This is a genomic window from Oleiharenicola lentus (genome assembly GCF_004118375.1).
In the GTDB taxonomy this organism is placed as follows: Bacteria; Verrucomicrobiota; Verrucomicrobiia; order Opitutales; family Opitutaceae; genus Lacunisphaera; species Lacunisphaera lenta.
On record NZ_SDHX01000002.1, the window covers coordinates 1,321,353 to 1,336,874 of the forward strand.

At 65.9% G+C, this 15,522-nt stretch carries 10 protein-coding genes; 1 reads left to right on the forward strand and 9 read right to left on the reverse strand.

Annotated elements, in window-relative coordinates; genetic code table 11:
• Positions 1-87: 87 nt before the first annotated feature.
• Positions 88-2,481 carry a glycoside hydrolase family 127 protein gene (locus ESB00_RS19165; protein ID WP_129049838.1) on the reverse strand — a complete coding sequence of 798 codons (2,394 nt, stop codon included), beginning with the start codon at positions 2,479-2,481 and terminating at the stop codon, positions 88-90.
• 196 nt (positions 2,482-2,677) lie between these two features.
• Between ESB00_RS19165 and ESB00_RS19170 the strand changes: the two genes are divergently transcribed.
• Positions 2,678-4,105, forward strand: coding sequence for an alpha-L-fucosidase (locus ESB00_RS19170; RefSeq protein ID WP_129049839.1), 1,428 nt, complete (start codon positions 2,678-2,680; stop codon positions 4,103-4,105).
• 62 nt (positions 4,106-4,167) lie between these two features.
• On the opposite strand, the gene ESB00_RS19175 is transcribed toward ESB00_RS19170, so the two are convergent.
• From ESB00_RS19175 to ESB00_RS19210, 8 genes are all read right to left on the reverse strand, one after another.
• Positions 4,168-5,079, reverse strand: coding sequence for an alpha/beta hydrolase (locus tag ESB00_RS19175; RefSeq protein ID WP_129049840.1), 912 nt, complete (start codon positions 5,077-5,079; stop codon positions 4,168-4,170).
• A 151-nt stretch (positions 5,080-5,230) separates the two neighbouring features.
• A complete protein-coding gene (locus ESB00_RS19180; protein WP_129049841.1) occupies positions 5,231-7,171 on the reverse strand; it encodes a glycoside hydrolase family 97 protein in 1,941 nt (646 codons plus the stop codon).
• Positions 7,172-7,188: 17 nt separating this feature from the next.
• Positions 7,189-8,382 (reverse strand): alpha/beta hydrolase, encoded by a 1,194-nt coding sequence (locus tag ESB00_RS19185; RefSeq protein WP_129049842.1) that lies wholly within the window; start codon positions 8,380-8,382, stop codon positions 7,189-7,191.
• A 4-nt stretch (positions 8,383-8,386) separates the two neighbouring features.
• Positions 8,387-9,490: a glycoside hydrolase family 43 protein gene (locus ESB00_RS19190; protein WP_129049843.1), complete on the reverse strand. Its 1,104-nt coding sequence runs from the start codon at positions 9,488-9,490 to the stop codon at positions 8,387-8,389.
• Between the two features lie 146 nt (positions 9,491-9,636).
• The gene (locus ESB00_RS19195) at positions 9,637-11,193 is read right to left on the reverse strand and encodes a carboxylesterase/lipase family protein (RefSeq protein ID WP_129049844.1); all 1,557 of its coding nucleotides are present in this window, start codon (positions 11,191-11,193) and stop codon (positions 9,637-9,639) included.
• Positions 11,194-11,411: 218 nt separating this feature from the next.
• On the reverse strand, positions 11,412-12,599 hold the full coding sequence (locus ESB00_RS19200; RefSeq protein WP_129049845.1) for an esterase: 1,188 nt from the start codon (positions 12,597-12,599) through the stop codon (positions 11,412-11,414).
• A 101-nt stretch (positions 12,600-12,700) separates the two neighbouring features.
• Positions 12,701-14,248, reverse strand: a complete 1,548-nt coding sequence (locus ESB00_RS19205; protein WP_129049846.1) for an alpha-L-arabinofuranosidase C-terminal domain-containing protein — start codon at positions 14,246-14,248, stop codon at positions 12,701-12,703.
• A gap of 49 nt (positions 14,249-14,297) precedes the next feature.
• A complete protein-coding gene (locus ESB00_RS19210) occupies positions 14,298-15,266 on the reverse strand; it encodes an alpha/beta hydrolase (RefSeq protein WP_425465758.1) in 969 nt (322 codons plus the stop codon).
• Positions 15,267-15,522: the final 256 nt, after the last annotated feature.

The window sequence follows — 15,522 nt, forward strand, 5'->3', positions numbered from 1 at the left end:
ATTGCTTTGTAGGGTCGTCGCTTGCGACGACCTAATGCACGAGGTCGGCCCAAGGGCCTACCCTACAGGGACAGAGAAAATCGATCCCTACTCCACCTTCACCAACCTCACGCCATAGATGGAGGCGGTGCGGTTCTTTTCCTTGGCGGCGAATTTTACGGTGAGCGGGCCGGTCGCGGCTAGGTCGGCGGGCACCGCGTAGGTGACATCGACAAAGCGGTCTCGCTGCTCGCCTTTTAGCTCAACCGTCGCGATGATGCGGTCGTTCACCAGCAGGTCGAAACTGCGGCCACGCTCGCCGCCGTCGTAGGTGACGATCAGCTCCAGTCCTGTGGCCACGGAGCCGGTAACCGCCGGGACATTCAACTTGTAGGCAAACCAGCCGCCGGTGGCCTCGCGCGACCGGCGGCCATGCAGCGTGCCCGAGCGCGTGGCTTCGCCGGCGAAACCGTGCTCAACCTCCGACTGCTGCTCGCCCGGGGCGACGAAATCCAGCGTGCGCGCCTCCAGCGCCAGCCGCGCGCGCTCCGATGCCTCCAGCGCGGCGACAACTTCCGGGTATTTCTCCGCCGAGACCGTCCGCCAATAGAGCATGTAGCGGGCGTCATGCACGCGGAAGAACGGCACCAGCTCCAGGCTGCCGAATTCCTGCGGCTTGATCACGTCGGCGGCCGTGAAGGCCAGCGCTCGCCCTGGAACCGGCCGGATGGCGGCGACGAGCTTGGTCTCGTCCCCCACGAGCATTGGCGCGCGGTCGAGCGGCAGATACGGTCCGGGCGCGATGTGCCCCATGCGGCCGTCGTTGGCCACGAGGCCTTCAAGCCCGTCGGTGCCGGTCCGGGCCGCCAGCACGATCGGGCCGTGCAGCACGGCGGCGTAGTCTAAACCGTCCGGCAGGCGCTCAAGCGTCGTGCGCATCGGCAGCGCGATCTCCACGCGGTCGCCGTCACGCCACTCACGTTCGATTTCCAGATAGGAAGCGGGCGCCGTCAGAGCCTGAAAGGTCTGGCCGTTAACCGTGACGACCGGGCGTTCGCACCAGCCGGGATGTCGGACGCGCACGGCGAAGCGCTGCGGCTTCGCCGTCGAAACGACCAAGCTGGTCCTCTCTGCGTCGGGGAATGCCGTCTCCTGCCGCACCCGCACGCCGCGCTCGGTCCAGTCGAGTTCAGAGGCCACGAAGAGGTTCACGAACAGAGCGTCGTTGTCCGCCGAACGGCCATAGATGAAGGCGCCGTATTTGCCGTGGTTTTCCATGCCGGTGCCGACGCAGCACCAGAAGCAGACCTCGGGTTGTGAATACACGCGATAGTGCCGCGGACGGATCGGCGTGAAATAGACGTAGCCGCCGTGGCCGGGGTGCTGCGAGGCAAGGATGTGGTTGTAGAGAGCCCGCTCGTAGTAGTCGGCGTAGCGCGCGGCCGGCTCGGCGCGGAACAACGCCTCGGTGAGGCGGAGCATGTTGTAGGTGTTGCAAGACTCCGGGCCCTCGCGCGACTCGAGCAGGGCCGAGAAATCCTCGGTCGGGTTGAAGTGCTCGCGCTCGCTGTTGCCGCCGAAGGCCACGCCGCGCGGACCGCTTACGCGGGTCCAGAAAAAGCGCGCCGCGTCGCGCCAGGAGGCATCCCCGCCGAGCTCCGCAACCCGCGCGAAGCCGATGACCTTCGGAATCTGGGTGTTGGCGTGCAGGCCAGTGAGTCGGTCCTCGTGCCGGAGAAGCGGATCGAGGATCGCGCGATGGGAAAACCGCTGGGCTAGGCGCAGGTACTTCGCATCGCCGGTGATGGCGTAAACATCGGCCAGCACCTCGTTCATCCCGCCGTGCTCGGTGCCGAGCATGGCCTGCATCTGCTCGTCGGTGAGCCGGGCCAGCAAAGTGTCACACCAGTCCGCGAGGCGCACGAGCACATCGCGAGCCTGGGTGCTGCTGGCGAGCAGCCAGGCGTCGCGCAGGCCGGCGAAGAGCTTGTGCTCGTTATACCATGGCACCCAGGCGCCGTTCAGGCTGAAGCTCTGGAAATTGTGGCGACCCGCGGCGATGTCGTTCCAGAGCGTGCGTCCGCGCGGAATGCCGCCGACATAGCCGTCACCTCCGGCCTGCTGGCACTCGGCCAGCCCGGCGACCAGCGCGTCGAGTCGCCGCTGCCATTCGGCGCCACCGCCCGTCGCAACTTCCTGCGCCAGCGCGGTGAGATAGTGGCCGGCGCTGTGGCCGGAAAGACCCATGCTTTCCCAGTTGGGATACTTCGGTTTCGGCGAGGGCAGGCCCGCTTCGATCCGGAACGGAGCCAGCAGGCGATCCACGTCGTGGGCGAGCAGATAGCGGCGGTTGACCTCCTGCGCGTGCTTGAACGGCCCGTCGAGCAACCGCACCCGCGCCAGCGGAAACGTCTCGGCCTGTCGCGCCACCGGCACCTCGGCCTGCGCCGACGCCATCAACCAGAAACAACCAAGCACGACCGGCACGCGGAGAGTTCTCATGGGGTGAAGAGAGCTGGCATTTAACTTCCGCCCCCACCTCAGGGCAAGGACGGCAGTCAGCATCCCCACTGGACCGTCACACCGAAACCAGGATTCGGTCTGGAGGCCGCCTCACTGAACCATATAAACACCCCTGTCGTTGTTTGAGCCCCTACACCGGTCCACCCCTTGACCGAATTTGATTACCCCTCCGCCCATGAAAACCCGCGCCTCTTTCTTTCTGATCTTTGCCGTGCTTGCGGTGCTTGCCGGTTCACTGTCGGCGGCCGATGCCGCCAAGGCCGACCCCGAGAGTCGCGAGGCCAGGGAACAGCGCCTCGCGTGGTTTCGGCAGGACAAGTTCGGCCTGTTCATCCACTGGGGGCTCTACTCCATCCCGGCGGGTTACTGGAAGGGACAGCGTTCCCCCGGCATCGGCGAGTGGGTGCAGCACCGCCTGAAAATCCCCAATGCCGAATACGCCGACCTCGCCCGGTGGTTCAATCCAGTGCGCTTCGACGCCGACGCCTGGGCCCAGCTCGCGCAGGACGCCGGGATGAAATACGTCGTCATCACCTCGAAGCACCACGACGGCTTTGCGCTCTTCCGGTCCGCCGCCAGCCCCTTCAACGTCGTGGACGCCACGCCGTTCAAGCGCGACGTCGTCGCCGAGCTTGCCGCCGCCTGCGCCAAGCGCGGCCTGCGCTTCGGCGTCTATTATTCACAGTCGCAGGACTGGCACGAGCCGGGTGGCGCGGGCAACAACTGGGACTTCCCCGGCAACGACACCAAGGAAAAGAGCGGCGCCTTCGACCGCTACCTGCAGGAAAAGGTCGAGCCCCAGCTGCGCGAATTGCTCACGAATTATGGCCCGATCTGTCTGATCTGGTTCGACACGCCGCAGCTCATGAACGGTGTGAGCCAGGCGCACCGCGGCAAACGCCTGACCGACATCGTCCGCTCGCTGCAGCCCGCCACGCTGATCGACGGCCGGCTCGGCACGGTCGGCGACTACCAAAGCACGGGCGACAACGTCATCCCGCCCAAGGCGAGCGACGCCGCCTTCGAGGTGCCGGCCACGCTCAACCACACCTGGGGCTACCGCAGCGACGACCACAACTGGAAGTCGCCCGGCGAACTTATCTTCAAGCTGGTGGACATCGTGTCCAAGGGCGGCAACTACCTGCTCAACGTCGGCCCCACCGCCGAGGGCGTCATCCCGCAACCCAGTCAGGACAACCTGCGCGAGGTCGGCGCGTGGCTGCGCGTGAACGGCGAGGCGGTCTATGGCACCGGCCGTTCGCCCTTTGGCGAGGAGTTCGGCGAATACGCGACCAACCTCAAGGATCGCGCCGGCCAGCCGGTCTTCCTCGGGTTCAACGACTGGCGCTGCACCACGAAGCCCGGAAAACTCTACTTCACGCTCTTCAAGGTCGAGCGCGACGGCCCGCTCGGCGTCTTCACGTTGCCCGCCTTCAAGAACCGCATCTCGTCCGTTTATGCGCTGACCGACGCCGGCCGCACGCCGCTCGAGGTGAAAACGCACGCCGACGGCCGGCGCTTCTTCCACCCCGAACGCTGGGTCAACGACTCGATGGGCACGGTCTATGTCGTCGAATACGAGGGCGATCAGATCGAACGCTGAGAAATGGCCCTTCCCGAAAAGAAAGCCCAGTCTTAAGTTTTGCGCCTACGACAGCTCCGCGCTCAGCGGAAGAGGCGCTGGGCGAAGTGGTGGAGGTTGCTACCCCAGGTTTCACCGTCGTGGCCGTGGTCGTCCACGTTCCACAGGTGCGGGACGCCGTGCTCCTTGAGGTAGCGGTGCGTGCGCTGCGAGAAGTTGATGAGGCCGTCCTTGTTGCCGCAGGAGATGTAGAGGAGCTTGAGCTGCGCCTTGGCGGCGGCGGGATCGGGCACAAGCTGCTCCGGCGGCTTGGTATTGGGCGCGGCGGAGAAAGCGCCGATCCACGCGAAAGTGTCGAGATGGCCCAGGCCGAAGTTGAAAGTCTGGCCGCCGCCCATCGAGAGTCCGGCGAGGGCGCGGTGCTCGCGGTCGGTGTAGGTCGAATACTTCGCCTGCACGGCCGGGATCAGGTGGTCGAGCAGGTCGCGCTCGAACTTGGCGAAACTGGCGGCCTTCTCGGGCTGGAAAGGATTCTGGCCGGGCGTGTCGTCGGCCAGCGCACGGCCGTTGGGAAGGACGGTGATGAACGGCACGGCTTTTCCTTCGGCCATGAGATTGTCGAGGATGGCGTGGGCCTTCACGTAGCCGGTCCACTCGTGCTCATTGCCACCGATGCCGTGCAGGAGGTAGAGCACGGGGTATTTCTTGTCGGGCGAGTAACCGGGCGGGAGATAGACCTGCGCCTTGCGGCGCGTGCCGGTGACGGCGGAGTCGTATTCGAAAGGCTCGAGCCGACCGCGCAGGGCGCCGCCGGGCAGGTCGCGGTAGCCGGCCGGCGGCTCGGGAAAGAGACGGACATCATCTTCGGCGAGGACGATCGGCCGCGCGAAGTTGGCGCGGGCACGCTCGGGGGAGGTTTCCTCGGGCTTTTCCTGGGCGGAGACCGCCGTGGCGGCGAGGGCGAGAGTGAAGGTGAAGAAGAGGCGGAGTTTCATGAGGCAGAGGTGGCTGTAGGGCGGGGTTCGGAGACCCCGCCTCGGTCTTTGGGGGGAGGGCACATCTCCTGATGTGCCGCGGCCCAGCAGGAGCTGGGCCTTCCATGGCGGGCTGTTGATTCTCGTGCGTTCATGTCCTTTCGCGGCTCGATCATTCGAACAGCACGGCACCGCCGCCAACTTCGAGGGTGAGGGTAAGCTTGCCGTCGGCGCCGACGGTGACCTGACGGGTGGCGGCTTTTTGCTCCGGCGCGTCGTGGATGAGCGTGAGCGTGCGGCCGGCGAGGAAGGGAAGCGAAAGCGCGAGCTCCTTCCGTTTCTGCTCTCCATTGGAGGCGGCGACAAACCAGCGGTCGCCATGACGACGGGCGAGCGCGACGTCCTTGCCCGGATAACCGGCGAGGTAGCGCGTCTCGTCCCACACGGCAGGCACCTGCTTGAGGAAATCGATCACGAAAGCCGGCTGCTCCCGAAGGTTGTCCGGCGTGAGGCCGAAGTGCTGGAGCGGCGACTGGTAGAGGACGGTACTCGCGAGCTGGAAGGCGTCGGACGTGCGGCGCTTGTTGCCCTTGCCCGCTTCCTTGTGGAAGCTGCGATTCAGCACCAGCGGGCCGTAGTCGAAGGGGGCGACGGCGTTGCGGGTGAACGGATAGACCGTGCTGTTTTGAGCCTCCCGGTCGGCGAAGTCCTGGGAGAAGATGAGCATCTCGGAGGCCATGCCGGCCTCGCTGCTCATGAAGTTCGGATACATGCGCTCCCAGCCGCGCGGCAGGGTGGCGCCGTGGAAGACGAGCATGAGGCCGTGCGCGTTGCCGTCGGTGAGAATGTCCTCGTAGAGCTTGATCGTCGTCTGCTTGTCGCCGCCGAAGAAGTCCACCTTGAGGCCCTTCACACCGATGGATTTGAGCCAGGCCATCTCGTTCTGGCGCGCGGGCGCGGTGTCCATCCGGTTGCGCGGGTCCTGCGGGGCGTCGTTCCAGGCGCCGTTGGAGTTATACCAGAGCAACACGTCCACTTTCTTGGAACGCGCATAGGCGACGAGTTCGGCGAGCTTGGCGCGGCCGAGGTTTCCCTCCCAGAGCGCGTCCACGAGAATGTATTCCCAACCCATCGCCGCGGCGAGATCGATGAAGGCGCGCTGGTCGGGCTCGTTCATGCTCGGGTCCTGCCAGACGAGCCAGCTCCAGGTGGAGCGGCCCGGGACGTAGGATTGTGACGGCGCGTAGAGCGGCGCCACGACATCGGTGGCGACGGTGCTTTCGACGATCGGCGCGAGGTTCGCGCCGACGGTGAGCGTGCGCCACGGCGTGAGCAGCGGCAGCGAGGCTGAGACCGAGGCGTCGCCGATGCCGCCGTTTTCCCCGGGCTGCGGCAGGGCGATGCGATACAGGCCGTCCGGCGTCGGGTCGGCCAAACGGGTGCCCGCGTAGTGGCTGGAGGTGCCGGTTTCGGACACGAGCACCCAGCCATCGGCGCCGATGCGGAAGAGCGCGGGGAAGGTGAAGCCCGCGCCACTCGGGGATCGGGTGCCCACGGGCACGTCAATCTGGTAACCCTCCTCGTAGCTGGGCTTCGAGGCCATCCAGCCGTCGCCAGGCTTGGCCTGCCAGGTGGCGAAGGCGGTGGCGGCCGCAGGGAAATTGAAACCGGTGGCCTCGCCCTGGATGGTCACGCGGCGGCGGTCCTTGCCCGAGAGCCGGTAGGCGAAAGCGACATCGCGGTCGCTGACGCGGAAAATGACCTCGAGGTTGTCGCCCTTCTCGTTGGTGAAGCGGGCGGTGAGTTCGTTGGCCACGTAATGCACCTCGCGCACCTTGCCGTGCGGCAGCGTGTAGCGCTCGTCGAGCTTCGCCGTGCTGGAGCCGGCAGCTTTCAGGCCGCTGGCGAAGCTGCCGAGGCTCGTCTCCAAGCCAAGCGGCGAGGGTTCGAGGACCGTGCGCCCGTGATGGCTGACCGTGTAGGTGAGCGCGCCGCCATCGAGCGACAGTTTGACGGCGAGGGAGCCGTCGGGGCTGCGGACCTCCTGCGCTTTGAGCGCGAGGGCGAGCGGGAGGAAACCGGCGAGACAGAGGAGCAGGCGCAGGGATTTCATGACGGGAAGAGTTGGGTTCAGCGGAACAGGCGCGTGGTGAATTCGCGGAGGTTGCGGCGCTCGGTCAGCCAGACGTGGCCGGTGCCTTCTGACACGTAATAGGCGTGTTTGATGCCGAGCTCCGTGAGCCGGGCATGGAAACCGTGAAATCCGGTCATCATGCGCTCGGGTTCGGCGCCGCCATGGCCGAGGAAGAGCAGCTTGGTGCTCGCGTTGAACTTCGCGGCATCGGCGAAGACGCCGCCGTAATAGGTCGCGGGATCGGCGATCGTGCCGCCGGTGCCGCTCAGGCCGCCGATGGAGGCGAAGAGGCCGGGTTGGCGCAGGCCGATCATGAAGGCCTGGCCGCCGCCCATCGAGAAACCGGCGATGGCGCGGTGTTCGCGATCGGCGATCGTGCGATAGTTGGCGTCCACGAGCGGAATCACGTCCTGCAGCAGGACCTGCTCGAAGGTGCCGAAGCGCGCGATCGTGCGGGCCTGCATCTCCGCCGGCGAGAGGTTGGCGTTGGCGCCGGGGCCGAAGGGCACCTCGGCCTCGCCGGGTTTCACGGCGTAGCCGCGCTCCATCACGATGAGCATCGGCTTCGCCTGCCCGGCGGCGATGAGGTTGTCCATGATCTGGGCCACGCGGCCCTGAATGGGCCAGGCGCGCTCGTCCTCGCCGCCGCCGTGCTGGAGGTAGAGCACGGGATAACGCGCGTCGCGGTTTTGGTCGTAGCCCGGTGGCGTGTAGAGGAAGAACCGGCGCGGACCCTGCGTGACCTTGGAGTGATACCAGCGTTCGCGCACCTCGCCGTGCGGCACGTCCTGCGACTGATAGTAGGCGCCGGCGTCGCCCGGCTCGGGGATCTCGAGGCCGCTGGTCTGCTTGCCCGTGCCGTAGAAGGTCTCGCTGCCCGGGTCGTTGACCGCCACGCCGTCGATCACGAGCCAGTAGTAATGGAAACCCGGCACCTGCGGCTCGGTCGTCACCGTCCAGAAGCCCTCGGCGTCCTTCACGGCGTCGAAGGTCTGGTAGATGCGGAACTGCACGCGCTGCGCCTCGGGTGCCTTCACACGGAAGACGACGCGGTTGTCGGGCAGGAGCCGCGGGTAGGCAACGCCGGGAATGTTGGTTGCAGCCGGCACGCCGGGCGCCGGTTCGGCGGCGAGGACGGTCTGGGGCAGACCGGTCCCGAGGAGACAAAGGGCAAGGATGAGCGGGCGCATAAGCTTAGTTGGTTTTGATTTTCACCTGCCAATGGGTGGCGACGGTGCGGAGTTCGGCGAGGGTGAGGGGGATGACGGCGCCGTGCTTGGGACGCTCGAAGTTGGTGCCCTTCATCACGCCCTCGTTGAAGCGACCAAGGTGGCGGAAGGTTTTGAAGTCCTCGGTCTCGCTGAAGCCCATGTTGTTGGGCCGCGCGCCATAGACATCATACATGAGCACATAGGTGTTCGTGCCGGTGCGCTTGAAGATGTTCGGCGCCTCGGTGTCCACGGTCTCGGGATCGATGCGGTCAGGCGTCGGGGTGTAACCATCGGCGAGGCGGGCGGAGGAGGCGTAACGGATCTTGGCGCCGGCAACGTAGAACATGTGCCAGGTACCGTCCACGAGCGTGAGGTCGGCGTCGATGCCGCCGATGCCGGGGATTTTTTGCGGCACGGTCACGAGCTTGGTGAACGCCTCGTCGGCGTGGGCCCAGAAGATGTTGGCGTGCTTGTTGCCGTAGCGGATCGTGAAGTAGACGACCATCTTTCCGGCAACGGGATCGTAAGTCGTCTGCGGCGCCCACGCACAGTCGATGTCGCCGAGCTCGGGGAAGGCCAGGTCCACGCGAAAGATCGTGTGCGTCCAATGGATGAGGTCCCAGGATTTCATCAGCACGAGGGCGCGGTTGTTGCCCCAGCCGTATTTCTCCTCGGGGCGCTGCCAGCGGGTGTCGCGATGGCCGGCGCGCTGGCCGAAGATGTGGAGGTCGGTCATCGCGAGGTAGAACGCCCCGTCGGGCCCGCGCGCGATGTGCGGATCGCGCACGCCTTTCTGCTCAGCGAGCGCCGCGCCGGCGAAGACCGGATCGCCGCCGTTCACGTCGGTGAAGGTCGTCCCGTCGCGACTGATCGCGAAATACGCCGAATGCGTCTGGTCCTTGAAATACACCATGAGGTAGCCGCCCATATCCTTCTCCGATCGCGAGCCCGCGGTGGCGGGTTTCTCGAGCGAGGGCACGATGACCGTGCCCACCGGACGGCGCGAGGGCGCGGGTGCTGCCGGGGCTTGGCCGAAAGCGGTGGCCGCCGCGAGGGCGGCGAGGAGGAGGCAGGAGAAGTGTTTCATGGGAGAATTTGTAGGGCGAGGTCTCCGAACTCCGCTGTGGTTTCTTTTGGAGGGTCGGCGCTTGCGCCGACCTTGTGCGCGAGGTCGCCGCAAGCAGCGACCCTACACAATCAGGCGGGATTCGGAGACCCCACCCGACAATGAGCTTACTGCGCCCAGGCCGCGCCTTCGGGGGTGCGACGCCAGGCAAAGTAGGAGTCGAGCACGGCGAGCGCGTCGGCGCTTGGCACGGGGCCGGGTTGCGCGGTGTTTTTGAAATACATCACACGGCGGTCGCTGTCGGTGTAGCGCGGCCAGGCAGGCACGCCGGGGCCGTTGGGGTCCCCGCGCTTGGCGAAGTTCGTCCAGTAGGTGGACACAGTGTCGGAGATGGCCCAGTCGCCCGGCGTGAGCTTGGCGTCGTTGCGGTCGTGGGTCTGGAACACATAGGGCACATCCACGCCGTGCGGCATGCCGTGGTCGGCGGACGGACCGTCCGCGGGACGCGCGGGATGCTGGTCGAAGTAGTAATAGAAGACCTTCGTCCGCCCGGCGCGGGCCTGGAGTGTCGCCCAAACCCAGGTATGCCAGCCGAAGGCGGCGTCACGCATGAGGTCGCGCGCGGTCTTCGGGACGGTCGTGGCCGTGGCGGGATAGGCGGCGAGCAGTTTTTCGGCGAAGGGGCCGTAGCGCTTCTCGACGTTGGCGCGGTATTCCTCGGGCGTTTTCTCGCGCGCGAAACTCAGGCCTTCGTCAGAGTTGATGCCGACGAGGATGTCCACGGCGTTGTATCGACCGGCCTCGTAGAGCTTGTGCTGGTCATCGGGGATGATGAAGCCGTCCACGATGGGCCAGGCGGCACCGCTCCCCCACCCGGCCGGGAGTTTGTCGGGTGGCAGTTTCCGCAGCTCGGCGATCGACGAGACACCAGCCTTCTGGACGAAGGCGACACCCGAGGCCTCGGCCTGCGCGAGCGTGCGCATGTTTTCGCCCGGATAGGTCGTCGGACGCGTCGGGCCGAAGGAACCGCCGCTCTGCGAGATCGCGCCGCGAAAGAGTCCTTTGGCCTCGGGCGACGCGCAGAGCATGCTGACGGAGATGCCGCCGGCGGATTCGCCGAAAATCGTGACCTTTGCGGGGTCGCCGCCGAAGGCAGCGATGTTGCGCTGCACCCACTTCAGGCCGGCGATCTGGTCCATCAGGCCCCAGTTGCCGGACGTCTTGCGTCCGGTTTCGGCGCTCAGCTCCGGATGCGCGAGGAAACCGAGCGGGCCGACGCGGTAGTTGATCGTGACCAGCACGACGCCCTTGCGCGCGAGGTGCTCGCCGTTGTGGACCGGCGTCGAGGTCGAGCCGAAGGAGAAACCGCCGCCATAGATCCACACAAGCACGGGGAGCTTGTCGCCGGGCGACTTCGCCGGCGTCCAAACGTTGACGTAGAGACAGTCCTCGCTGACGCCGCCCTTGCCGTCGCCCTGGTAGGGATCGGGGCCGAACTTGTCGGCGGCGCGCACGCCCTCCCACTTTGCGGCGGGCTGCGGCGCGCGCCAGCGGAGATCGCCGACCGGCGGCACCGCGAAGGGAATGCCTTTGTAGACGGCGAGGTCCTTTTCGGTCACGCCCTGCACGAGACCGGTGTCGGTCCGGACGGGCGCGGGAGCCTGGGCGAAGCCGAGCGTGGCGGCGGCGAGGGCGAAGAGGGCAATCAAGGCAGGGGTTTTCATCGGGAAAATTGAGGGTGCATGGGTATGTTTATTTCAAACACAGACCGTCATTCTGAGCGTAGCGAAGAATCCAAGGGGCGGACGTCTCCTGTTGGGTTGTCGTATGTGCACCTGGATCCTTCGCGGGGCTCAGGATGACAGGGATGGGAGTTTTGCAGGGTGTGACGCGTGTCCAGGTCGCTCGTGAAGGTAGAGTTCTGCTGATCGAGAAAATCCCCTCATTTCTGGCGCCAGAGGTTGGGCAGGAAGCGTTCATGGAGGAGGTGGCGCCAGGTGGCCCAGTCGTGGGCGCCGTTGCCGCCGACGTAATACTCGTGCTTGATGCCGTGCTTCACGAGGGCCTGGCGGAGGTTCTCGCTGCGCTCGCCCATGCGGCCGTTGTTCTCGCGCGTGCCCAGACCCACGAAGAGGTAGGCAATCTTCGCGTTCACGTCAGGCGTGTTGAGGAAGGTGGCGAAGGATTTCTCGGTGTCGAAATCGCCGGCGCTGAGCACGCCAAAGTTGGCGAACAGGTCGAGCGAGTTGAAGCCGACGTACATCGTGTGGCGCCCGCCCATCGAGAGTCCGGAAAGCGCGCGGCCCCGGGGATCGCGGCGCACGGAATACTCGCGCTCCACGAGCGGGATGACGTGCGAGCGCAGCTCGGCCTCGAATTTCTTGAAGGTCAGCTCGGTGTGCTTCGGATGGTTGCGGTGCACGACCTGGTTGTTGGGGATCACGATGACCATCGGCTCGGCCTTCTTCTCGGCGAGCAGGTTGTCCATGATGAAGTTCACGCGGCCGTCGTAGATCCAGTTGTGCGGGAGCTCGCCGCTGCCGCCGACGAGGTAAAGCACCGGGTAGGTCTTGGTGCGGTCGTAGCCGGGCGGCGTATAGACGAAGAGGTCGCGCTCACCCGCGGTGACGTCGGAGTGGTAGATGTGCCGCGTGATCGTGCCATGCGGGACGGGGCGCGCGTCGTAGTAGGCCGGGCCGTCGCCGTGAACGATGAGTTGGCTGTAAGGCGGCATGCCGGTGAAGGCCGCCTGCGTGTTGCTCGGGTCGACCACCTGCACGCCGTCAACGCGGATGAGGTAGGCATACATGTCGGGCGGCAGCGGCCCGAGCGTGAGTGTCCAGATGCCGTCGGCGCCCTTGGTGAAGGGAAGCGTCTCGCCCCAATTGCGGCCGAGGGCGGCGAGCACGGCGCCGTTCAGCTCGACGTTCTGTGCATCGGGCGCCTTCACGCGGAACGTCACGGTGCGGTCAGCGTGGACCTCGGGCGAGTTGAGCGGCGCGCTGAAGGGCACGAGGCCCTCGGCGTTGCGCTGCGGGTCCCAGTCGAGATTCACGTTGGCTTGCTGGGCGCGGATAAATCCGGGTGCAAGCAGGGCGGCGGCGAGGGTGAGCGTGAAGAGGGGTTTCATTGGAGGGGTGTAGCGCGGGGTTCGGAGACCACGCCCGATTATGTAGGGTCGCTGCTTGCGGCGACCTCGCGCGGAGGTCGACCCAAGGGCCGACCCTACACTTATTGCTTCAGGGCGATCTCCAACTGGGTGAAGGAATGCGCCGGGAAGGTGTGGGCGAGGCGGTTGCCGGTGAACGCGAGGTCGGTGGTGACGGTGCGCACCTGCTCCGCGGTGGCGGTGTTGGTGGCGGCGGTGGAATCGGCGTTGATGAGGTGCACGCGGCCCTTGCCGGTGTAGGCGCCGGACTGGAGCTCGACGTCGGCGGCGATGGCGTCGGTCTCGCTGCGGTTCACCACGTTGACCAGCAGCTTGCCGTCGGCCGCATTGAGCACGGCGGTGACGTCGAGCGTGGGAATGTCCTTGAACGCCTTGTTGCTGTAAGTGGCGCAGCGCAGGTGGACGTCGAGCGCGGTGCCGCGGCAGTGGTTCGAGTAGAGGAAGAACGGATAGTAAAGCGAGGTCTTGTAGCCGCCCTCAGGGGTGATGCCGGTGAGGCTGGTCAGGAAGGTGAGGTTGGCCATCTTGACGATGTCGGCGTGGCGGATGAAGGCGTTCAGGTGCTGGGCCAGCAGCAACGGGCCGGCGAGGGTGTTGCCCCGTGCCCCGTATTCGTCGAACGAGATGTAGATCGGCCGGTCCGTCTCGGATTTGACCATGGCCTTCTGAATCTGGCCCTTCGTGACCTGGATGATCCGGTCGATCTCCATGCCGAGGGACATCTCGTCGGCGAAGGTCGGTTTCTCGATGCCGCGCAGGACCTGGAACACGTATCGGTGCAGGGAAATGTAGTCCACGTAACCGGCCATCTGATCGAGCACGTAGTCGTTCCAGTCGGTCCAGCCGTCCTTGGGGTCGTAGCGTTTCGTGACGAGCGGGTAGTTCGACGAGCCGGCGGCGACCAGTTTGATATCCTTGTCCACCGCGCTCATCATCTTGGCGGCCTCGATGGCGAACTTCGTGTAGTCCTCCTTGTTCTTGTAGCCGAGCTGCCACGGACCGTCGGGTTCGTTGCCGAGGGCCCAGTATTTCACCTTGAAGGGCTCGGGGTGGCCGTGCTTCACGCGCAGGTCGGCGTAGCGCGTGCCGGCCGGCGCGTTGCAATACTCCACCCAGCGCGCGGCCTCGTCGATCGTGCCGGTGCCGGCGTTGATGCAGATAAAATTCTCCGCCCCGACCAGGTTGCAAAAGGCCACATACTCGTCGGTGCCCATCTGGTTCGATTCCTTGCGCGTGCGCGACAGGTCGAGCGAGACCGGGCGGGCGGCCTTCGGGCCGATGCCGTCCATCCAGTTGTAACCCGACACGAAATTGCCGCCGGGCCAGCGGACGGCCGTGACCTTCAGCTCCTTGATCTGCTGCAGATATTCCTTGCGGAAGCCGTTCTCGTCGGAGTGCGGCGAGGCCGGATCATACAGCGGGCCATAGACGATGTCGGGGCGATCGCCGCGGGAGAGCGGCTCGAGGAAGCTGCCGTAGATGTTGGGGTCGATCGCGCTGATGGTGCGGTCGAGGTCGATCTTGATAAGAGCGGGCTCACCGGCCGAGAGGCGGCCGAGGAGCACTCCGGTCATCAGGAAGGAGCCGAGCAGGAGGGCGGATTTTTTCATGGGGTAGAAGCTGTAGGGTGGGGTTCGGAGATCCCACCCTACAACGAAATCACTTGGCCGCTTGTGCCTTCAGGAAGCCGTTGTGGTCGAGCCAGTGGGTGAAGGGTTCGAACCAGTAGTAGGTGGGATGACCGGGATAACCCATGCCGAAGCCGTGGCCGCCGTCCTGATAGAGATGGAATTCCACCGGCTTCTTGGCGTCATACCACGACTTGATCAGGCCGAACTGGCCGTTGAAGAGGAAGTCGTTGGCGGCAATGGCCACGAACAACGGCGGGGCATCTTTCGGCACCTCGACCGGGCCCATGCCGCCGTAGATCGGGGCGATGAAGGCCAGCTTCATGGTCTTGGAATTGAGCGTGCAGTGCATCGTCAGCCCCGCGCCGGCGGAGAAACCCATCATGCCGATGCGGCTGGTGTCCACGCCCCACTCCTTGGCGCGGGAAAGAATGAGCGCATAGGCGGCCTCGGCGTCGGCCAGCTGGTTGGTGAGGTCCGGGCGCGGCGGCCGCGGGGGCTCGGCCGCGGCCGGAGCCGCTCCGCCGGCGGCCCCCCCGGCGGGCGGGGTCACGGCGGCGAAGGTGCGGTTCATGGATTGCTGGAGGCCCTCGATCGTGGGCGGAGTTGGGATGAGGCGATACTTGAGCACGAAGGCGGCGACGCCCCGGTCGTTGAGGGCCTTCGCGATCTTCCAGCCCTCGTTGTTGATGGACAGCCAGCGGAAGCCGCCGCCGGGCGCCACGATGACGGCGGTGCCGTTGGCCTTGGCCGGATCGGGCAGATAGGGCGTGAGCGTGGCGGTGGTGACGTTGCGCACCATCGGTTCGCCCCACTGGCGGAACCAGCTTTCGGAGGCCGGTTGGTTCTCGACGCCGCCCGTGCCGAGCACGATGGCGTTCGGCTCCGGAATGGGATCCAGCGGGTAGATGGTGCCGTCCTGCGCAAAGGCGGACACGGCGAGGGTGAGCAAAGCGGCCAGCGCGGAGGCTCTGGCCAGTTTCAGGAACGAGGCGGGCATGGACATGGCGGGGTTGGGGGGCGGGTTTGCAGTTTGCGATGAACGCAGGGGAAGGCTGACCGACCGCGGGGCAAAGCTAGGGAATTTGCTGCGGGCGGACCTGCAAAAGACTGGGAGCAGGCATAGGATTTTAATCCGCGGGCGGCAAACCGGCGCGCAGGATTACCGTTCAGTGAACTGAGGGAAGGCATCACGGTGAAAATCGCGCCGCATCGAAACGTGGAGCCGGTCGCCGCCGCGTAAAATAATGGCGTCT

Coding starts and splice junctions, on each gene's coding strand:
- ESB00_RS19200 (WP_129049845.1), bottom strand. CDS start 12,599: ATGAAACCCCTCTTCACGCTCACCCTCGCCGCCGCCCTGCTTGCACCC.
- ESB00_RS19195 (WP_129049844.1), bottom strand. CDS start 11,193: ATGAAAACCCCTGCCTTGATTGCCCTCTTCGCCCTCGCCGCCGCCACG.
- ESB00_RS19170 (WP_129049839.1), top strand. CDS start 2,678: ATGAAAACCCGCGCCTCTTTCTTTCTGATCTTTGCCGTGCTTGCGGTG.
- ESB00_RS19210 (WP_425465758.1), bottom strand. CDS start 15,266: ATGCCCGCCTCGTTCCTGAAACTGGCCAGAGCCTCCGCGCTGGCCGCT.
- ESB00_RS19180 (WP_129049841.1), bottom strand. CDS start 7,171: ATGAAATCCCTGCGCCTGCTCCTCTGTCTCGCCGGTTTCCTCCCGCTC.
- ESB00_RS19165 (WP_129049838.1), bottom strand. CDS start 2,481: ATGAGAACTCTCCGCGTGCCGGTCGTGCTTGGTTGTTTCTGGTTGATG.
- ESB00_RS19185 (WP_129049842.1), bottom strand. CDS start 8,382: ATGCGCCCGCTCATCCTTGCCCTTTGTCTCCTCGGGACCGGTCTGCCC.
- ESB00_RS19205 (WP_129049846.1), bottom strand. CDS start 14,248: ATGAAAAAATCCGCCCTCCTGCTCGGCTCCTTCCTGATGACCGGAGTG.
- ESB00_RS19190 (WP_129049843.1), bottom strand. CDS start 9,490: ATGAAACACTTCTCCTGCCTCCTCCTCGCCGCCCTCGCGGCGGCCACC.
- ESB00_RS19175 (WP_129049840.1), bottom strand. CDS start 5,079: ATGAAACTCCGCCTCTTCTTCACCTTCACTCTCGCCCTCGCCGCCACG.